Below are 19735 nucleotides of genomic sequence, written 5' to 3' on the forward strand. Positions count from 1 at the left end.
AGCTCTCTCCCTGATCTGTATTCAAGTCCAATATTTATGAGTCTTTTACGGCCACACTCTGTTTGCGGCAATAAATAGTTGTGTATGCCTTTGTGATAATACTAGTGGTTTTTTGCTATAACCGCCGCCAATAACACAGGCAATGGGAATATTTTTTTGTTTTGCTGTCGAGATAACATAATGATCCCGCAGATAAATTCCCTGGGTAGAAACACCTAAGTGGCCCAAATCATCATCCTGGTGAATGTCGACGCCAGCATCATACAAGATAAGCTCAGGCTGATAGAGGCGAATGGCGAGATCTAAGGTCTGCTTTACAGCCTCTAGATAGCTAGATTCCGACGTGCCTTGTGGCAGTTCGATATCGAGATCTGAGTGCTGTTTTCTGGCGGGAAAGTTCGACTGGCAATGGATAGAGCAGCTGATGATATCCGCATAATGCTGACTCAAGCTGGCCGTGCCATCCCCTTGATGTACGTCACAGTCGAAAATTAACACCCGGTTCAGGCCATTTTGTGTGATGGCATGATGGGCCGCTACCATCAGATCGTTAAACAGACAATAACCACTACCAAAATCATAATGAGCATGGTGATAGCCGCCACTGAGTTGCAGGGCGATCCCTTGCTCTTGTGCCAGCTCACAGGCCAACACTGTACCGCCGACTGAGTAAAGGCTGCGTGTTATCACGGCCTCTGTCAGTGGCAGGCCTAACCGCCTCACCGCTTTTGCATCTAAGGCTCGACTCATGATCTGCTCGACATAAGTCGGGCTGTGAATTTTCGCTAACGCCTCAGGGGTTATCTGGCTGGGCCGATGAAAATCCTGCGGCTTAGCAATATGATGGTCGAGCAGGTATTGGTAGAGGGCTTGATACTTAGATTGTGGGAATCTGTGGTGTGAAGGTAACGCCAGCTGAGAATAGCTGGCGTGATACACAAGGGCTGGCATGAGTCTTACATCGCGTTAGAGCTGCTTAATTGCCCAGCTCATAAATTCTTTACGGGTTTGCTCATCGGCGTGTAGCCACCAATATTGCAGCATCTGCTGTGCATGATTGGCATCGCCGTTTGCAGGTAATTGGGCAGGTATTTGAGCTGGCAAGGTGGTGGGCACAGCCTCTCCTGCTGCAATAGACTGACCTGTTTGAGATAGCTCAGCGCCTGTGCTTGTTGCGGCTGCGGCAGCAGCGTCGATATCAGTCCCGCTCTCGCCAGAGAATATTTTACTCACGAAGCTGGATTCGGTCAGGTTGGTTTGTACTATCTTATAGTTCACCTCGCCGCCATCTTTACGGGTGATCACCACCTGTGGCGCCTTGGCAAAGGCCTTAGGATTTTTAATCACTTTACCTTCGGCGGGTAGTAGCTGGTAATTATGATCGCCATCAACGGCGATAGTGACAATAAAAGGGGAGGACTTTACGAAATCCGGGCTATCGCTAAAGTCATCTTCAATCATATCATGGTAACGAATGGCGATTTTATGGGTGCCATTGCTCAAATCGAGATCCGCTTTATGGTTGAATTTACTGCTTGCCACTTGTTGGCCATCGAGGGCCAAATACTCAAATGCCATGGGAATGGTTAGGTTAGCGGCAACAGCCGACGAGGCACTGAACAGAGCGAGTATTGCTGTGAGTGGTAATACAGATTTCATTATTGCTCCTTAACGATTGTGACTATTATATGGGCGTTCAAACGCCTGAATTTTATCTTCGATATAGCTGATGGCCTGACGGCACTTACCTAAGCGGCGGTGTACTAAAAGTATCTCATTTTGCAGTGCAATTTTGTCAGCTCCATGACAATGTTCCAGCTTTAATTGCAAGGTTTCAATTTTCTGTTCGAACGCCTTTACCCAGTTGAGATGCTTGTTCAGCTCTTCATAGAGCTGATGGCTGTTGTGCATCACGTTGGCCGCGATCCAGTTAAAGCCACTTTGGGCATGGGCCTGCTGACGGCGCTTGTTGGCACTGGCAAAGCGGGCTGCCCTTTGCTGCTCGGCGGATTTGAGATCCAGACCGGTCGTGCTCAGGGCGCGTTTGAGTGCGGTGAACCTGTCCTGGATCCCTTCACAACTCAGCGCAATGGTTTCACTGGATATCTTGCCTTTGAGCAGTTGCTCAAGTTGGGTAATTTTTCTGTCTATCTGTTGAACACAGGGGGCAAGCTGTGCACCTGTCTGCTCAAACAGTTGATGATTAAAGCGCTCAGTGTCACTCAGCAGCTTACGTTGTCCCTTTGCCAGTTGGCTATCGTGTTGCAACACTTCTTGCTCTAACTGCTTGAGTTGGACTCGTAATCGCCTGATTAGTTCAGTGGTGTTCATACCCAGGCACTCCAGGCCAGATTAACGGCGATCAGGATAACGACAGTGATAAACAGGGGGCGAATAAAAGGCGCGCCGAATTTAATGGCGGTGCGAGCGCCAATAAAGGAGCCTAACATCATGCACAGGCCCATAGACAGGCCGATAAGGATGTTAACCTGACCCAGGAACAGAAAAATAGCCAGAGAAGTAAGATTGCTGATAAACGTCATGGCGCGGGCGAGGCCAAGGCTCTCAAGTACAGGTAATTTGTATTGGGACACGCTGCTAATGGTCCAAAATGCGCCGACGGCGGGGCCAGCAAAACCATCGTAAAAGCCTAAGGGTAAGCCCTGGCGCCACTGTTTAATTTTTGCTGGGGCCTGTAGCGGCGCAGTGAAATATTTTGCGCCCATGGCATTGGGTTTTACTAAGGTATAGATAGCGATAATGATGATAATGACGGGCAGCAGTTTTTCCAGCCAGTGATTGTCTATCAGGCAAACAATAAAGGTGCCAAAAATCGCCCCGATAAAGGTGGCGATGGCGGCGTGATACCAGAAGCTTGGCGTAAAAAAGTGCTTGCGATAGTAAGTGAACGCCGCAATCGATGAACCAAAACTGGCCGCCAGTTTATTGGTGCCCAAGGTCGCATGGGGTGGAATGCCTATGGTTAACAGCGCAGGAATGGAGAGCAGCCCGCCACCGCCGGCAATGGCATCGATAAAGCCAGCCAGAAATCCGGCGGCGATTAAAATTGCCCAGCTGCTTGGTTCTAAGAGTAACTCCAAAGGGGGTCCTATTCTATTACCTGACGAAATGGCGGCAAGGAATCGAGCAGAGATTTACCATAGCGTTTTGTGATAAGTCGTCTGTCCAATATGGTTATGCGGCCATAATCCTCTTCTTTACGCAGTAATCTACCACAACTTTGGATCAATTTACGCGATGCATCTGGAATAGTTAATTGCAAAAAGGGATTACCGCCCTTGGCTTTGACATATTCGGCGTGCGCCTGTTCGACCGGGGAGGTCGGCACAGCGAAGGGCAGTTTGGTGATGATAAGGTTGGTTAAATAGTCGCCTGGCAGATCTAACCCCTCAGAGAAACTACCGGTTCCGAAGATGATGCTGACCTTGCCATCGTCACAGCGCTGCTTATGTTTTGTGAGTAGTTGCTGACGCGAGTCTTCCCCCTGGATCAGCAGCTCGGTATTGATTTTGGGGCGCACCAGTTCGGCAACTTTCTCCATCTGCCAATAGGAGGCAAACAGCACTAAGGTGGCACTTTCCCCCTCCAGCAGGGTGACTATCTGCTCGGCAAGCTCCTGAGTATAGTTATCATCCGTAGGCTCGCAGCGCATTTTTGGGATAAACAAGGTAGCATTTTGCTGAAAATCGAACGGGCTATCCATGGCCAGATAACGGCTGCCGTCATTGATGGACAGACCCACCTGATGGGTAAAATGGTTGAAATTATTCAGTGCTCGCAGGGTCGCGCTGCAGAGTACAACCCCGGCGGCCTTCTCCCAGAGTAAAGATTCGAGCATGAAGCCGACTTCGATGGGGGAGACATTAAACAGATAATCGCTTTGCTTCCCCGGCAACTGCTCGACCCACCTTGCCATGGGGGCGCCCTTGGGATTATCTGCCTTGGCGGTCATCTTCCACAATTTGTGCAGGTTTTCTAGGCGTTGCAACATAAAGCCGGTTTCGCTTAAGAGTTGCTCTGATTGATGTTTGGGCAGTTCGCCATCTTTTATCGCCTCATTGAGCAGTACCAGCATCTTGTTAAACTGCTTGAGCGCATCGTTGCTCGCACTCGCTAGGTTTTCAGCTTTTATCACTAAGGACTCAGGCAGTTTTCCGTGCTCGAAGCGGATGCGATTTTCAGGGTTATCGAAGGCGGTGGCCTGAGTGTCACAATAGTGGGCAACGCCGCTGAGCAGACTACAGAGCTCACTGATATGGTCCTGCATCGCCTGAGCTGGGGCGATGATGTGATTACTCTTTAATTGATTTTGCAGTTTTGCGCTGGTCTTGGCTATTTTTTCCAGCCAGTCGATGGCGCCTCGCAGTGTGGCCTGGGCGCTGGAGAAATCCCTGGCGACCACAGGTAGGTGGTGAGCCTCGTCGATAATATAGTAGAGCTCGTCGGGCTCGGGCAGGATCACCCCGCCGCCCAGCTCTAAATCGGCAAACAGTAGGCTGTGGTTGGCTATCAGCACATCCCACTCATCTATATCTTCTCGCGCCTTATGAAAGGGGCAATGTCTGTGATTGGCCAGTTGTCTGTGACAGCTGTGTTTGTCGCAGCAGATCTGATTCCACAGATGATCCGGCAGCGGCGTGCCTAAGGTATCGCGCTCGCCATTCCAACGTTTTTCATGGAAATCTTTTTGCAGCTTCTGTAGCAGGGCTATCTGACTCTGATCCGGTTTGGTCTGCCACATGGCCATCTGAGTGCCGTCATCGCCGCCGATAAGCATCTCCAGCTTGGCCAGGCACACATAACGTTGGCGTCCTTTTACCAGGCCAAAGCTAAAGTCCAGCCCTGAATGCTGTAAAAAGAAGGGCAGATCTTTATGTAGCAGTTGTTCTTGCAGGGCGACTGTGGCGGTGGCGATACAGACCTTTTTCTTGCTGGCGAGCGCCAGTGGAATGGTGCCCAGAATATAGGCGAGGGATTTACCTATGCCCGTACCAGCCTCGACCACTATGATGCGCCTGTGTTTGTCATATTCCCCTGCAAGCGTCTTTGAGATCTCAGCGACTATGTAATTCTGCTCACGTCTGGAACGAAAGTTGGGCAGTGCAGTTGAGATCGCCTTATAGATGGTACGGATCTGGTTTTTTACATTGGCTGATAACATGCAGGCGGCTAGCTGAGAAATAATGCTGTACATAATAACAGTGATTTCATAGCCTAAGAAGAGCCTGGCGGCGGATTTTGTCCCTTTATTGGCAAATCTTGCTATAAGTATATGAATTAACTTGGATAGAGAGTCGATTTGAGCACGTCATTTTGCAGCATTAAAGGACGAATACTGACCCGTCATCAGGTGGGGAGTGATCTGCATTACTATTTGAAAACGCCTGACGGACCTGTGTTGGTGATCTTCCCCCACAGTGAACGTGTCAGTTTTTGCCGAAGCCAGGATGCGGCAAAGCTACTCAGGGCCTGTGGCGATAAAGGGATTCGCGCCGAAGCGCTTACCCTTAAGACGTTTGACCATGAACCAGTGACTGCCCTTTATTGTGTTAACGCTGCATCCTTTCGTTTGTTATCCCGCGCGGCGATGGATCTTGCCATTGCCTTGTATGAAAGCGATATTCGCCCCGAGCAGCGATATCTTATCGAGCGTTTTATTGCTTTGGATGTGGAGTTTGTGGGTCAGCAAACTTGTCAGCAAGGGATTCATCTTCTGACGGCTGAGCGGGCGCGTAAAGCGAATATTGACCTTGAGTTGTCTGTGGTGTCACTCGATTTCGAGTGTGCCATGAGCGGCGAACTCTACAGTGTGGCGCTTTATGGTCGGGATAATGCGGGCGAGCCTATCGAACGGGTTTTGATGATAGGCAAGGGCGAAAGTGAGGAGCAAGGCAAGGAGAATAATCATAGCGTCACTAAAATGCCGCCTATCGAATGGGTGGCCGATGAAGCGGCGCTTATCCATGGGTTGATTGCCTGGTTTGCTCGTGTCGACCCTGACATCATTATCGGCTGGTCAGTGGTGACCTTCGATCTGGCTTTGCTTTATCGGCGCGCAGCACATCACCAGATCCCCTTGCTGCTTGGGCGCAATCAGCAGCCTTTAAGCTGGAAGGTGGCCGATAAGTATCGCCCAGAGACCTTGGCACTGCCGGGGCGAGTGGTGCTCGATGGTATCGATTGGCTCAAGGCGGCTTTTTATCAGTTCGATAGTTACTCCCTTGAGCATGTGTCCCGTCAGTTATTAGGTGAGGGGAAGGCGATTGATAAGGTTGAAAATCGCGGCGCGGAAATTACCACAATGTTCAATCAAGATAAGCTTGCACTGGCACACTACAATCTGACCGACAGTCGTCTGGTATGGGATATTTTTCAGCAGACTCAGCTTATTGATTTTGCCTTGGAGCGTTCTAGGTTAACTGGGCTGGAGTTTGGCAGAGTCGGGGCTTCGGTCGCCGCCTTTAACCACTTATATTTGCCCCATCTGCATCGTGCAGGCTATGTTGCACCAAGTCACCCCGCCAGCGATGGCATAGAGAGTCCCGGCGGCTATGTAATGGACTCAGTTCCTGGCCTGTATCAGCATATTTTGGTCTTAGATTTTAAGAGTCTTTATCCCTCTATTATTCGCACATTTCTTATCGACCCTAAAGGCTTGGTAGAAGGGCAAGAGCTGGATAAATCGCAAACCGTTGATGGCTTTCTAGGGGCGCGTTTCAGTCGCCAATCTCCTATCTTGCCAGGACTAATTGCCGAACTGGCGACAAAACGTGAGTGGGCGAAATCGCAGAAAAATGCCCCCTTATCCCAGGCGATAAAGATAATAATGAACTCCCTTTATGGCGTATTAGGCTCCAAAGGCTGCGTGTTTCATGACGCTAAGCTTGCCAGTTCCATCACGCTGCGAGGACATGAGATCATGAAGCAGACACGCGCTTGGATAGAAGAAAGAGGATTGCAGGTGATCTATGGCGATACCGACTCGACGTTTGTGCATTTAGCCGATGTTAGCGCCATTGATGATATCGATGCCTTTGCCAGGCAATTAGTCAAAAGTATTAATGAAAAATGGCAACAATTACTTAAACGGGAATATGACCTAGACTGTTATCTGGAACTGGAATATGAACGTCATTTTGAGCAGTTTTTTATGCCTACGCTCAGAGGTTCGCTCGAGGGCTCTAAGAAACGCTATGTCGGGGCTTATACTTCAGATGATGGGGAGCTTAAGCTGATTTTTAAAGGGATGGAGCAAGTCAGAAGTGATTGGAGTCCCTTGGCGAGGCAAGTACAGGCGGAGCTTTATCGACGCCTGTTTAGCAAGTTGGATGTAGAGGCTTATTTAAAAGCAATTGTGGCGGATCTTCAGCAGGGTAAGTTAGATGATTTATTGATATTTTCTAAACGGTTACGGCGCAATGTTGAAGATTATACCGCTAAATCATCCCCCCATGTTAAAGCCGCCACATTATGGTGTGAACGCAGTGGTGATCGATCTTTTGGAAAGCGGGGAGTGCAGGTGAGATATTTAATGACGACCAATGGAGCCGAGCCAATAGAATATTGTCTTGGCAAAATCGATTATAATTATTATCTGGATAAACAGATCGCACCTATTTCTGATCCAATACTTTCAATATTACATATTAGTTTCAAAAAGATTGCCTCACATCAGTTATCGTTAATTTAGTTGGTCTGGGGTTGTTGATATCTCAAAAAATTGTTAACAAATAGTTTTTAATATGATTTAAAAAGATTTTGTCAGATTTTTATCTGTGATGTGGCGCGTTTTTTATGATGTTTATCTTTTGGGGGAACTAATCTTCTGCTAATCTAATTTAAAATTAGTACGAAATAAAGCAACGGAATGTGATGTGTGAATGAACGGCAAATTGAACATTACAGAAGGTTAGGCGAACACATGAAAAAGAGTCTATTAGCAACTGCACTAGCAGCAGTCATATTTGTCCCAGCAGCATCGGCTATCGAAGTTTATAAAGATGATCAAAATGCGGTCGAGATCGGCGGATTCATGGATGCGCGTGTTATCGATACCCATGGGGCAACAGAAGTTGTTAACGGCGCGTCACGGATAAACTTTGGTTTCACTCGCGAATTGGGTGAGGGCTGGAAAGCATTCACCAAGATTGAATGGGGTGTGAATCCATTTGGTAACAGCGAAATTGTCTACAGCAGTGAGAGTAACTTCGAATCTCAAGGTGGTGATTTCCTTAACAACCGTTTAGGTTACGTGGGTATTGCCCATGATACCTACGGTAGCCTGACTCTCGGTAAGCAGTGGGGCGCTTGGTATGATGTCGTCTATAACACCAACTACGGCTTCGTTTGGGATGGTAACACAGCGGGTGTATACACCTATAACAAAGCTGATGGTGCGGTTAACGGTGTCGGCCGTGGTGATAAGACGGTGCAATATCGTAATGAGTATGGCGATTTCAGCTTTGCGGTTCAGACACAGCTAAAGAACGATACTTTCTATACGTGTGAAGACGATCCAACGGGCCAGTTAAGTTCAGACTGTCAAGATCGTTGGGATCAAGGTATAGATTCTGAAGAAGTCGATTATGGTCATACCTATGGTTTGGCTGTGACCTATAAAGTAACAGATAAATTAACCTTAACTGCGGGGGCTAACCGTGGTGAATTCGAGGTGACCTTTAGAAACACTGGCAGTGAGATCACTGCGACGGATCTGATTTATGGTGCAGGTATCACTTGGGGTGATTTCGATGCTGACGGTTTCTATGCGGCGGCAAACTTCAACAAAAACGAGAACCATGATACCGACAACTTAGGTCGTTTGATCAAAGACTCTTACGGTGTTGAAACCTTGTTCTCATACAAGTTTGATAATGGTTTCCGTCCTTTTATCTCCTATAACATCCTAGATGCGGGCGATAACTATGTGACTCAGCCTAACAATGTTGACCCAGATGCAACCTTTAAGCGTCAGTTTGTGGTAGCCGGTCTGCATTATGTGTGGAATTCAAATACGGTACTGTATATTGAAGGTCGTAAGGACTTCAGTGAGTTTGATGCCGTGACTGTCGACGGAATCAGCGATGCAGAAGCGATGGCTGCCGATGAAGAAGATGGTTTGGCTGTCGGTATTCGTTATTCATTGTAAAATGAACGCCTGATTTAAATTAAAACGCCTCTTTTTTAAGAGGCGTTTTTTTTATCTTTTTCTGTCTGAGTTGGGTTAGCTGCATATTTCGCTAATTAACAGCAGGAGCGAGAGGTCGACTCAGGTATTAATCCAAATCAATGTCTAAACCAAAGCCATTTACCCTAGCGCTAATGCCTGCTTGTCATATTGACTCGACCTTATCTGATACTCATCGCCCTCATTCAGGCAGATTAAATCCTGTTACAAGTGTAATGAATTTTGTGTGAAGCTAACCGTGAGGGATGATTTTTGCTTCTGTCGTTTAAGTTCCCAAATAAACTGTTGTGTGTTTGTTAGCGCCTAATTTAACCGCCGCTAAATTTCCCTGCGTCAGCTGGTTAGCTGAAATAATCTCCTGCTTTCCTAAAACACAAGAATCAACCTTGGTTAAGTCATTGTGTGTATTTGATTTTTATTGTTGCTGATGACAATTCACCACATTTTTAGCCGCGATTAAATGGCAGGGAGTCAATCAGCTTGTTGTTGGTTTATGCGATATCGGCCTAAAAAATAAGCATTTGGCAAGTATCTCTGTAATGTTAATGATGCAGATGTTGATTAAATGTTTCATATGTGGTTTTATTTGTTGGCGAATATACACACGTGTAACGATTTATGTCGATTCATGCTTATGTTCACAGAAAAAATAAAAATAAAGTTCAGGGAGAAACAATATGTATAAGAACAGCTTACTGGCTAATTCAGTGCGTTTCGCATTGGTTGGCGGCGCAGCTATCTCAGCACTTACTGTTCCAACAGTATTTGCAGCAGATGAAGAAACAGCAGATAAAGTTGAACGTATTGAGGTGACAGGTTCACGCATTAAGCGTACAGACCTGGAAGGCTCAGTACCTGTTACTGTGATCGACCGTGCTGCGATCGATCTATCAGGTCAGACATCAGTAACCGATTTACTGCGTAACACTACTTTCAACTCTACCGGTTCATTCCGCCCACAGTCAGGTAGTAGTGCTCAAGGTACTGCATCTTTGGACTTACGTGGTCTAGGTTCAAGCCGTACACTCGTGTTGGTTGATGGTCGTCGTCTGACTATGTCACCTTCAACTGGTTCTAGCCAAGATTTGAACTCCATCCCATTAGGGGCGGTTGAGCGTATCGAAGTGCTGACCGATGGTGCTTCTGCTATCTATGGTTCCGATGCAATCGGCGGTGTGGTCAACGTGATCACGCGTAAAGATTTCAACGGTATTCAGCTAAGCTATACCGAAGGGACGCCAAGCATTCCTAAAGAAGGCGGTGACAGAAGTGCAGGTAGCGTACTGTTTGGTTCATCAAGTGAGAAGACGACACTGTTAGCCGGTCTTTCTTGGAACAAGCGTGATATCGTTTTTGCGCGTGATTATCCTTGGATTACACCTGGTGGGTCTACCTATGGCAACAACTGGATCGATTCAGGTTTACAAGGTAACTTTGCAGGCATACCAGGTGGTTGTAATGAAGAAAACTTCTATAAAAACGGTGATCTCTGTGTTTATAACTTCAATGCGTCGAATGCTAACGAAGCGTCAACTGATAACCAATCCATCTTCTTGAAAGGTGAATACAATATCAATGACGATTGGAAGATCTTCTCTAATGCCAGTGCCGCTAAGACCGAATCTTTCGGCCGTTATGCACCAGCTCCAGATACGAACAGGTTTCAAGGTTACGCGATTGCGGATGATAGCTACAATAACCCAACTAACCCTAATGCTTGGTTCTACGATGCAAACAACCCTAACGCAGTGGCTTATGACCCAGCGATTGGTGCACAGCAGGACGTTCACATTTATCACCGTTTTGCTGCACTAGGTAACCGTGATAACACAGTAGAAAACCTCAACACTGACTTCCTGATTGGTGTGAACGGCATTATTGCTGACACAGTTGAAGTTGAAGCAGGCTTCCGCCGTGTTCGTAACAAGACCAATGAAGTGGGTAATGGTTATCTAGCGGCGGGTACTGCATGGGGTTATGTAAATGACTTCAACCCAGGCTACTGTTCTAATGGTACTTTCGATGCCGTTAATTGCCGTTATGGTTATGACATTCAGAATCCAAGCTCTAACCCAGATGAAATTCTGAAAGGTTCTGCAGCGACAACTGCTCGCGTCAGTCAATTCAACATCGATGAAATTTATCTGAATGCTTCATTCGATCTGTTTGAGATGCCAGCGGGTATGGTGCAGGCTTTCGTCGGTGTCGAGCACCGTGACGAAGAATATAGCGATGCTTATGATTCTCAATCAGAAGCGGGTCTAGTTGGTGGTTCTTCTGGTAACTCAGCAGGTGGTGGTCGTGATGTGACTGCGGCTTACTTCGAAACACTGTTCCCATTACTGGATAACTTAGAGCTTTCTGTAGCGGGTCGTTACGATAAGTATTCTGACTATGGTTCAGATTTCTCGCCAAAAGTCTCTGTACGTTATGAGCCAATCGATGCACTGGTACTGCGTGCTTCTTATGGTCTAGGTTTCCGTGCACCAACTCTGGATATTCTGACACAGAAAACAGCCTTCTCTGCTGACTCTGTAGATGATTTGGCTACCTGTCAAGCTTTCGGGAATCCAACATGTCCTCAGCAAGGGGTTCAGATTGACGCTTACCGAATTGCTAACCCAGACTTAGGTTCTGAGAGCTCAACTCAAATGGCAGCCGGTATTGCTTACCAGCCGTTCGATTGGTTGAACTTCGCGATCGATTACTACAATATCGAAATTGAAGATCGTATCGCATTCTTCAGTGCCCAAAACCTGATTGACCGTGAGCAAGCTGGTGACCCAATTCCTGCAGGTCTAGGGGTAACTCGTCGTGCAAATGGTAGTATTGACTTCATCAATACTGGTTACGGTAACGAAGGTACGCTGGAAACTTCTGGTTTAGATTTGAACTTGAAAACCAACTTCGACTTTGGTGATGCAGGTTCATTCTCACAAACTTTCCAAATGAGTCATATGCTTGAATACTCAATTGACGGTGGCCGTGATTTAGTAAGAGATCCAGGTGTACCAAGACAGCGTATGAGCTTATCAAACGTCTATGCATTCGGTGACTTTGACTTTGCATGGAACATCAACTTGGTAGGCGACCAGTATGAAGATGTGAATAACAGCATTCAAGAAGGCCATGTTGCCACTTGGATCACTCATGATCTTCAGTTAACTTATACTACGCCTTGGAACAGCAAGCTAAGCGTCGGTGCTGAAAACGCATTCGAGAAATACCCACAGTTGATCGGTTATGATGGCCGTGAATACAACTACAACCTATACAATGGTTGGGGTCGTGTAGTGTACTTCCGTTTCAGCCAGTCTTTCTAATCGAGACTGATTTAACGGTATAAATAAAGGCAGGGAACTCCCTGCCTTTTTCTTTGAGGTTTTATGGAACAGTGGACTAACTATTGGCAGCATACGCGAGCTTTGAACAGCTTTTCGGAAGGAGAGAGTGCGCTTGGCTATCATGGGGAATTAAGAGACTATTGGCACAATAAAATTGCAGGTTTGCCGAAGAATGCCAATGTATTAGATGTGGGAACCGGAAATGGTGCACTTGCTGTACTCTGTTTTCAATATAGTGCAATACATCAGTATAGCTGGGAGATCAGCGCTATTGATGCGGCTGATATAAGACCTCAGCAGAATCAATATTCAGATGAGAGCATTAATAGCGCGTTAAAAAGCATCAGTTTTTTTGGTAATACACAGATCGAAAAAACGCATTTTGATCCGCAATCATTTGATCTTATTTGTAGTCAATTCGCCCTGGAATATTCTGATTTATCACAATCCCTTATTGAGTGTATACGTTTGCTAAAACCTAAAGGCAGACTTGTGGCTATGTTGCATTATGAACATTCTAATATTGCTGCACACTCAAGATCAGAAAAGAGGGCCTTAGATCTATTTTTCAACGAGGCTGATTTTTTAGCACGGGTGCAAGAGATTTTAGATTTAGTTTCTCAATGTATGTCGCAGAGGGAAAATATACAGACTAACGATGATTTTAAGAGCTTGAATTCACTGTTATTACAAAAAGTAAGAGATTTAGGTGAATTGGCAAAAGATGGGCATTGTGAAGCGGCTTTCAATGAGATTCTGTCACAGATAGCCCCGTTACTGTATGAGCTAAGAATTGAAAATCGGGCTATTTTTAAGAAATATGTTAAGCAGCTAAATTTTCATCGTATGCGTTTAGAGGATCAACTTAACGCTGTTGTCGACTCTGCTCGAAAACAATCCATAGAAGCGATATTGGGCACATTAGGGGTAGAGTGTTCTTTTTCTGAGATTGTGATAGATAAGGAATGTTTTGGGATTGTTTTGGAAGTCAATAATAGATAGATATTATGCTTGTCTGGCTCTTTGATTTGTGAGCCAAAGAGTGAAGTGCAGCAGCTTGGAGAGGGAGAACAAGGGGAACAAGGAGAATAAGGAAAAGGCATTACTTAATAATTAGCTATTGTTCTAAGGGCCAATCAGGTATCTAACAATCTTAGCAATTAGCCTCACCTATATATAACACCTGACTCATTGATGCTGAATAGCTAAACTGACACAACACACCTTTGCTCTTCAGGGCTGAAAAGTCGTTTCTGTTTTTAAAGAAGTGTTCCTTCCGATCGCGAACTAGTCTAATTATCTTTCTAATCTTCAAAATAATCATAAGAGTGGCGATTCTGATTAACTGTAGATACTCATGGCAATGCCAAATGTTAACAGCCTAGCCCCCATGCTTGGTAAGTTTGTTTGTGCAATTACCTTTGAAATTTGCCGGTGCAGCTTACGATTTTGGCAAGTTAACAAGAGTTTTGCGTTTACTGATTAGATCACTAGCCGTTTTCTTTAAAAATATTCTCTCACGACTCGTCTGAGACCATTTACGAACTAGGTTTTAGCAAAATTATTCATTTGAGAGTTTCTGAGTTGTGTATTGGTATTTTATCAAAACATGAAAACCAGATGGGCATTAATCTAATTTATGACAAAAATGTGACTTTGAAGCATCAAATATGAGGATCTTAAGTTTCTGCAATGGAATCTGCAGCTCAATTATCGAACAGCTTTTATCAAGGTTGCATTTATGTATATAGGGCGTGCTTGTATAACGGTTTCATAATAGAAAGGTGTTTTATCAAATTTTAACCAAGGTAAAGGTTATTACTTTGTTAATGTTTAGTTAATCTTGTGGCTTTAATTAAATCCATGCTATTCATAATCTTATGTGTTGTAAGTAACATATGTTGTTAACTATTTAACAATGATGGTCAGGATAAGTTGTTTCAAAAAGCAGCTTTTGAGGTGTTTTTGTTGCGTAATCGGTTTTTCCGCTAGTTTTAGCCGTTTTGAAATGTTGACACAGGTCAACATTTTGTGAAATGATGCCTGCGGGTCTGCACCCCATGTGGTGTAGAAAAGGGAAGATAATACTAACAATCACAAGAGAAATGCATACCCAGTTAGCGACAAAATTCTTGCAAGATAAGCAGAAATCCATGTTGCTATTTGGTTAAACTTTTTATTTTTCACTTCAAATTGGTTGGGAACTATGTCCAAGGTAAGCAATAGAACTAAAATCGCTACAGCGCTCGTAGGCGCGCTGGCCTTAGCAGGCAGTAACTTAGTGGTTGCCGATTCACTTTCGAATCTTCAGAAGGCGGATACGCAAATTCACGCCGATGCAGCTGCATCACAGAAAAAAGTTGATAAATTCTACGATCAAGCGCAAGACATGGCATTTGAGTATGGCCAAGTTGCAGATACTCGTGAATCAACTAAATCATACAACGATTATGTTGCTGGTCTGGTCGCTGACCAAGAAGCAACAATGAAACTCATCCAAGAAGATATCAACGGCGTTGATAAACTACGTCAGGGGGTTGTGCCTCTGATGTTTAAGATGGTTGACGCACTTGAGCAATTCATTGCACTGGATCTGCCATTCAACATGGAAGCCCGTCATGAGCGTATCAAGCGCCTGCGTGAGACACTAAACACAGCCAACGTAACACTTGCTGAAAAATACCGTCTTATCCTGGATGCTTACAGCATCGAACGTGAATACGGTAACAAGCTGAACGTTGAAACCGGTCAGCTAGACATTGATGGTAAAGAGATCTTAGTTGATTTCCTTAACTTTGGTCGTGTCGGTTACTACGCACAGAGCTTAGATCAGAAGTCTGCATGGATATACAATCCAGAGACTAAAGCATGGGATAAGCTGGCTGACAGCTACCTACGTAACATAACTAAAGCGATTCGCCAGGCTCGTGGCCAAGGTGCTCCAGATATGTTTGCGTTACCAATCCCAGCTGCGGAGGCTGCACAATAATGAAAAAGTTAATCTCTACAGCAATCGTTGCTGCTACTCTCTCATTGACTGCTGGTATGGTTAGCGCTGCTGACGCACCAAAAAATATCGACCAGCTACTGAAACAAGTTCAAACCGATCGTGCTAACGCCGCAAAAGTGAACAAGCAACGTGAAGCTGAGTTCCAAGCTGAGCGTGGCGATAAAGCTGCACTGCTTAAGCGCGAAAAAGCGGCTTTGGCTGCTGAAGAACAGCGTGGTAAAGATCTGACTCAGGCATTTGCCGATAACGAGCGTAAAATTGCTCAGTTAGAAGAAGATCGCAAAATCGCTCAAGGTGACTTGGGTGAAATGTTCGGTGTTGTTAAAGGTGAAGCCGGCGATTTCGCAGGTCAACTCGTATCATCTAACATCAGTGCGCAATACCCTGGTCGTTCAGCGTTCATCGCTGAATTAGGTGCGCGTAAAGAGCTGCCAAAAATTGAAGAACTGGAAAAGTTCTGGGAAGCCCAGCTATTCGAAATGGCTGAGTCTGGCAAAGTGGTTAAGTTCGAAGGCGATATCACAGCTCTGGACGGTACAGTTCATAAAGCTCAAATCACTCGTGTAGGTTCATACAACCTATTAGCTGATGACCAATATGTTGTTTACAACGCTGACCTTGGTCTAATCCAGCAGCTGTCTCAGCAGCCAGGTAGTGAAGAAGTTGCCAGTGCAAAGGATTTTGCAGGTCAAACGTCAGGCGTTCACAAGCTGTTCGTTGACCCAGCTCGCGGTGTGCTACTGAACGTATTCACTCAAAAAGCAACGATCGAAGAGCGTATCGAAGCGGGTGGTACTATCGGTTACATCATTATCGGTCTGCTAGCGCTTGGTGCCCTGATCTCTATCGAACGTCTGGTTACCCTGTATCTTGTTGGTGCGAAAGTTAAAGCACAACGTAAGAATATCGATAAACCAGGTAACAACCCACTTGGTCGTGTACTGAAAGCCTACCATGACAACAAAGATGTGGATGTTGAAACGCTTGAGTTGAAACTTGACGAAGCGATTCTGAAAGAAACTCCTGCACTTGAAACACGTATCTCTATCATCAAAGTTCTAGCGGCAATCGCGCCTATGATGGGTCTACTAGGTACAGTAACAGGTATGATCGCGACCTTCCAAAGCATCCAGTTGTTCGGTACTGGTGATCCTAAGCTGATGGCAGGTGGTATCTCTATGGCACTGATGACGACTGTACAAGGTCTGGTTGCTGCGCTACCGCTAATGCTGATGCACGCAATTGTAATCGCACGTAGCAAGTCAGTAGTTCAAATACTTGAAGAGCAAAGTGCTGGTATTATTGCTGAGCACGCTGAGAAGAGGGAAGCCTAATGATGCTATACCTGATGGACATCTGGGATTCCGTCAGGGGCTTCATGGCCTCCGGAGGCGACGTCCTCTGGTTGGTTGCGGCAGTGCTATTCCTTATGTGGGTGTTAATGCTTGAGCGTTTTTGGTATCTCAATTTAATTGCGCCAAAACAGCATAAAAACATTATCGCCGCATGGGATAAGAGAGAGGATTCTACCTCTTGGCATGCACACCGTATCCGTGAAGCTTGGGTATCCCAAGCGAAACAAGATATGAATGCTCGTATGCTGATTATCAAAACCTTAGTAGCCATCTGTCCAATGATAGGTCTACTGGGTACCGTAACCGGTATGATACAGGTATTCGATGTGATGGCAGTCCATGGCACGAGTAACGCTCGTATGATGGCGGCTGGTATTTCAATGGCCACAATGCCGACAATGGCAGGCATGGTCGCAGCGTTATCGGGCGTGTTCTTTAGCACCCGTTTAGACGCCAAAATGAAAATCAGTTTAGAAAAGCTCAAAGATAGCTTGCCACACCACTAGAGAGAGTATTGAACATGGCACGTAAAAAGCATTCAAATGTAGAAGAAGAAGCACAAATTGATATGACGCCGATGCTCGACATCGTGTTTATTATGCTGATCTTCTTCATCGTAACCACGTCGTTCATTAAGCCGTCTGGTCTTGACTACAATAAGCCTGAGGCGTCTACGGCGACAACACAAAAGTCTGCAAACATCTTTATCGGTGTCAGCAAGACCGGCATCATCAAGATGGAAAACCGTCAGGTTGACATCGAGCGTGTTACAGCCAACGTAGAACGTATGTTAGCTGAATCACCAGAAGCTGCGGTTTTGATTGAAGCAGATAAAGAAGCCCAACATGGCTTAGTGATTAAAGTCATGGATAACGTGAAGAAAGCGGGTATCGATAAGATTTCGGTTTCGGCGGGGAAAGAGTAATATGCTGAGAGGAATAGTATCATTATTAGTTGGTGGTGCTGTTACTTTTGCCCTGTTTGTTTTCATGGCCTTCTTGGTCGGTGGCGGCGCTAAACGCGCCGACACCTCAACTGATTCTCCTGTGATTGAGATCAGTATGGAAAAGCAGGATACAAAAGTGCAGGATAAGCCTAGGGTTAAGCCTAAGCCACCTACACCGCCTGAGCAGCCACCATTACCAGATACGCCACCACCAGATAGCTCGTCTGATATCGACACCAACATGGCATTCAACATGTCAGGTGTCACAGCAGGCGCAGCAACTACCGGATTTAAACTCGGTAACATGATGACGCGTGACGGTGATGCAACACCTATCGTTCGTATCGAGCCACAGTATCCAATTGCTGCTGCTCGTGATGGCAAAGAGGGCTGGGTACAGCTGAGCTTTACCATTAATGAATTGGGTGGGGTTGACGATGTTGAAGTGATCGATGCCGATCCTAAACGTGTTTTCGACAGAGAAGCCAAACGCGCTCTGAAGAAGTGGAAATACAAGCCAAAAATCGTTGACGGTAAGGCGCTTAAGCAGCCTGGTATGACTGTTCAACTTGACTTTAAACTCGATGGAGGTAAATAGAGATGCAAAAAGTTAACACACTTGCTGCTGCCCTATTGCTTGCCATTGGGGGAAGTTTAGCTGTAGCTCCAGCAGCATACGCAAACGAGAAATGTCCTGTTGATGCTCGTCAGGCTAAGGCCATAGGTCAAAGCTCGGCGAAGAAAGTTCAAAAGTCTTTCGAAGCTTATCAAGAGGGCAACATCGATGAAGCGATCGCTTCACTGCTTGAAGCCGATCCTCGCGATGCCTTTGATAAGGCGTATATTGCCCGTATGCTGGGTAACTTCTACGCTGAAAAAGGCCAGATGCAGACTGCACTCAAGCACCTGAAACAGGCGGTTGATGCCGATATTCTCGGTGGTACAGATCACGCATCTACTATGCGTCTGTATGCGGATTTGCTGATTCAGGAGAAGCAATTTAAAGAATCGATTCCACAATATTATGCCTGGATGAAGTTTACCTGTAAGGAAGATGCCCAAGTGTATCGCCGTATTGGTATCGCTTACTCTGAGCTAAAAGAGTGGGATAAGGTGCTTCAGGTTGTTGATAAAGGTCTTGCCATCAGTACTAAGCCAGATAAAGGCTTGTACCAGATGAAACTGACGGCTTATTTCAACAAGAAAGATTATAAAAATGCCATTAAAGTACTCGAGACTATGGTGCCACTGTTCCAGGATGATGGTCGCCTTTGGGTACAATTAGCGCAGTTTTATTTGATGACTGAAAATTATGAGAAGTCATTAGCTACCTATGATCTGGCTTATAAGAATGGATTTTTGGAGACTGCGGCAAACATTACGCGTTTGTCTCAGCTGTTAGCACAGAGTGGTTCGCCATACCGTGCGGCAAAAATCTATGAAAAGCATATGAAGAGCGGCCTGATTAAAGAAGAGGAACGTAGTTTCTCTATCCTTGCGGGTTTCTATCACAATGCTAAAGAGCTAAAAGAAGCGGCTACCTATTACGGTAAAGCGGCTGATGTGAATAAAGACGGTAAGCTTTATCTTAAACAAGCGCGTTTGCTGACATTACAAGAGAATTTTAAGGAAGCGATTCCAGTTCTTAAAGAGGCCTTAGCTGCCGGTGATGTGAGTGAAGGTGAAGTAGAATTTGAGTTGGCCTTAGCCTATCTTGGCACTAAGCAATTGAAAGCAGCATACAATGCTTGCTTGAAGGCTGCTAAAGATGAGAAGACTAAGCGTTCTGCTACAAGCTACTTGGCTTATATCAAAGAGAAAGCGCGTATTTATAACGTCGCGCTCTAAGCCTCGCTTGATAGAGATAGTAAA

Annotated in this window: 15 protein-coding genes; 10 read left to right on the plus strand and 5 right to left on the minus strand. The window is 45.6% G+C overall.

Annotation, left to right across the window (positions count from 1 at the left end; translation table 11 throughout):
- Positions 1 to 45 precede the first annotated feature (45 nt).
- Genes LZP69_RS03515 through dinG form a run of 5 tightly spaced genes read right to left on the minus strand, consistent with a single transcriptional unit; the run spans position 46 to position 5182 of the window.
- Positions 46 to 951 (minus strand): histone deacetylase family protein, encoded by a 906-nt coding sequence (locus LZP69_RS03515; RefSeq protein WP_234198788.1) that lies wholly within the window; start codon positions 949 to 951, stop codon positions 46 to 48.
- 15 nt (positions 952 to 966) lie between these two features.
- A complete protein-coding gene (locus tag LZP69_RS03520) occupies positions 967 to 1659 on the minus strand; it encodes a DUF2057 domain-containing protein (RefSeq protein WP_234198789.1) in 693 nt (230 codons plus the stop codon).
- A 9-nt stretch (positions 1660 to 1668) separates the two neighbouring features.
- A complete protein-coding gene (locus tag LZP69_RS03525) occupies positions 1669 to 2331 on the minus strand; it encodes a primosomal replication protein (protein WP_234198790.1) in 663 nt (220 codons plus the stop codon).
- Positions 2328 to 3101, minus strand: coding sequence for a sulfite exporter TauE/SafE family protein (locus tag LZP69_RS03530; RefSeq protein ID WP_234198791.1), 774 nt, complete (start codon positions 3099 to 3101; stop codon positions 2328 to 2330). The genes LZP69_RS03525 and LZP69_RS03530 overlap by 4 nt, the downstream gene beginning before the upstream one ends.
- 8 nt (positions 3102 to 3109) lie before the next feature.
- Positions 3110 to 5182, minus strand: a complete 2073-nt coding sequence (gene dinG / locus LZP69_RS03535) for an ATP-dependent DNA helicase DinG (protein ID WP_234198792.1) — start codon at positions 5180 to 5182, stop codon at positions 3110 to 3112.
- A gap of 138 nt (positions 5183 to 5320) precedes the next feature.
- Here dinG and LZP69_RS03540 point away from each other — a divergent pair, with 138 nt between their 5' ends.
- The 10 genes from LZP69_RS03540 to LZP69_RS03585 all read left to right on the plus strand — a co-directional run bounded on the left by LZP69_RS03540 (position 5321) and on the right by LZP69_RS03585 (position 19711).
- Positions 5321 to 7711: a DNA polymerase II gene (locus LZP69_RS03540; protein WP_234198793.1), complete on the plus strand. Its 2391-nt coding sequence runs from the start codon at positions 5321 to 5323 to the stop codon at positions 7709 to 7711.
- A gap of 231 nt (positions 7712 to 7942) precedes the next feature.
- Entirely contained in the window at positions 7943 to 9169 is a 1227-nt protein-coding gene (locus LZP69_RS03545; RefSeq protein WP_234198794.1) for a porin, read from the plus strand.
- Positions 9170 to 9885: 716 nt separating this feature from the next.
- Positions 9886 to 12531 (plus strand): TonB-dependent receptor plug domain-containing protein, encoded by a 2646-nt coding sequence (locus LZP69_RS03550; protein WP_234198795.1) that lies wholly within the window; start codon positions 9886 to 9888, stop codon positions 12529 to 12531.
- A 63-nt stretch (positions 12532 to 12594) separates the two neighbouring features.
- Positions 12595 to 13554 carry a class I SAM-dependent methyltransferase gene (locus tag LZP69_RS03555; RefSeq protein WP_234198796.1) on the plus strand — a complete coding sequence of 320 codons (960 nt, stop codon included), beginning with the start codon at positions 12595 to 12597 and terminating at the stop codon, positions 13552 to 13554.
- A 1204-nt stretch (positions 13555 to 14758) separates the two neighbouring features.
- Positions 14759 to 15541: a DUF3450 domain-containing protein gene (locus LZP69_RS03560; RefSeq protein WP_234198797.1), complete on the plus strand. Its 783-nt coding sequence runs from the start codon at positions 14759 to 14761 to the stop codon at positions 15539 to 15541.
- Positions 15541 to 16896, plus strand: a complete 1356-nt coding sequence (locus LZP69_RS03565) for a MotA/TolQ/ExbB proton channel family protein (RefSeq protein ID WP_234198798.1) — start codon at positions 15541 to 15543, stop codon at positions 16894 to 16896. Before LZP69_RS03560 ends, LZP69_RS03565 begins: the two co-directional genes overlap by 1 nt.
- Positions 16896 to 17423 (plus strand): MotA/TolQ/ExbB proton channel family protein, encoded by a 528-nt coding sequence (locus tag LZP69_RS03570; protein WP_234198799.1) that lies wholly within the window; start codon positions 16896 to 16898, stop codon positions 17421 to 17423. The genes LZP69_RS03565 and LZP69_RS03570 overlap by 1 nt, the downstream gene beginning before the upstream one ends.
- A gap of 14 nt (positions 17424 to 17437) precedes the next feature.
- On the plus strand, positions 17438 to 17842 hold the full coding sequence (locus LZP69_RS03575) for an ExbD/TolR family protein (protein WP_234198800.1): 405 nt from the start codon (positions 17438 to 17440) through the stop codon (positions 17840 to 17842).
- A gap of 1 nt (position 17843) precedes the next feature.
- The gene (locus LZP69_RS03580; protein WP_234198801.1) at positions 17844 to 18461 is read left to right on the plus strand and encodes an energy transducer TonB; all 618 of its coding nucleotides are present in this window, start codon (positions 17844 to 17846) and stop codon (positions 18459 to 18461) included.
- 2 nt (positions 18462 to 18463) lie between these two features.
- A complete protein-coding gene (locus LZP69_RS03585) occupies positions 18464 to 19711 on the plus strand; it encodes a tetratricopeptide repeat protein (protein WP_234198802.1) in 1248 nt (415 codons plus the stop codon).
- The last annotated feature ends 24 nt before the right edge of the window (positions 19712 to 19735 follow it).

Source organism: Shewanella sp. AS1 (assembly GCF_021412565.1).
Lineage (GTDB): Bacteria > Pseudomonadota > Gammaproteobacteria > Enterobacterales > Shewanellaceae > Shewanella.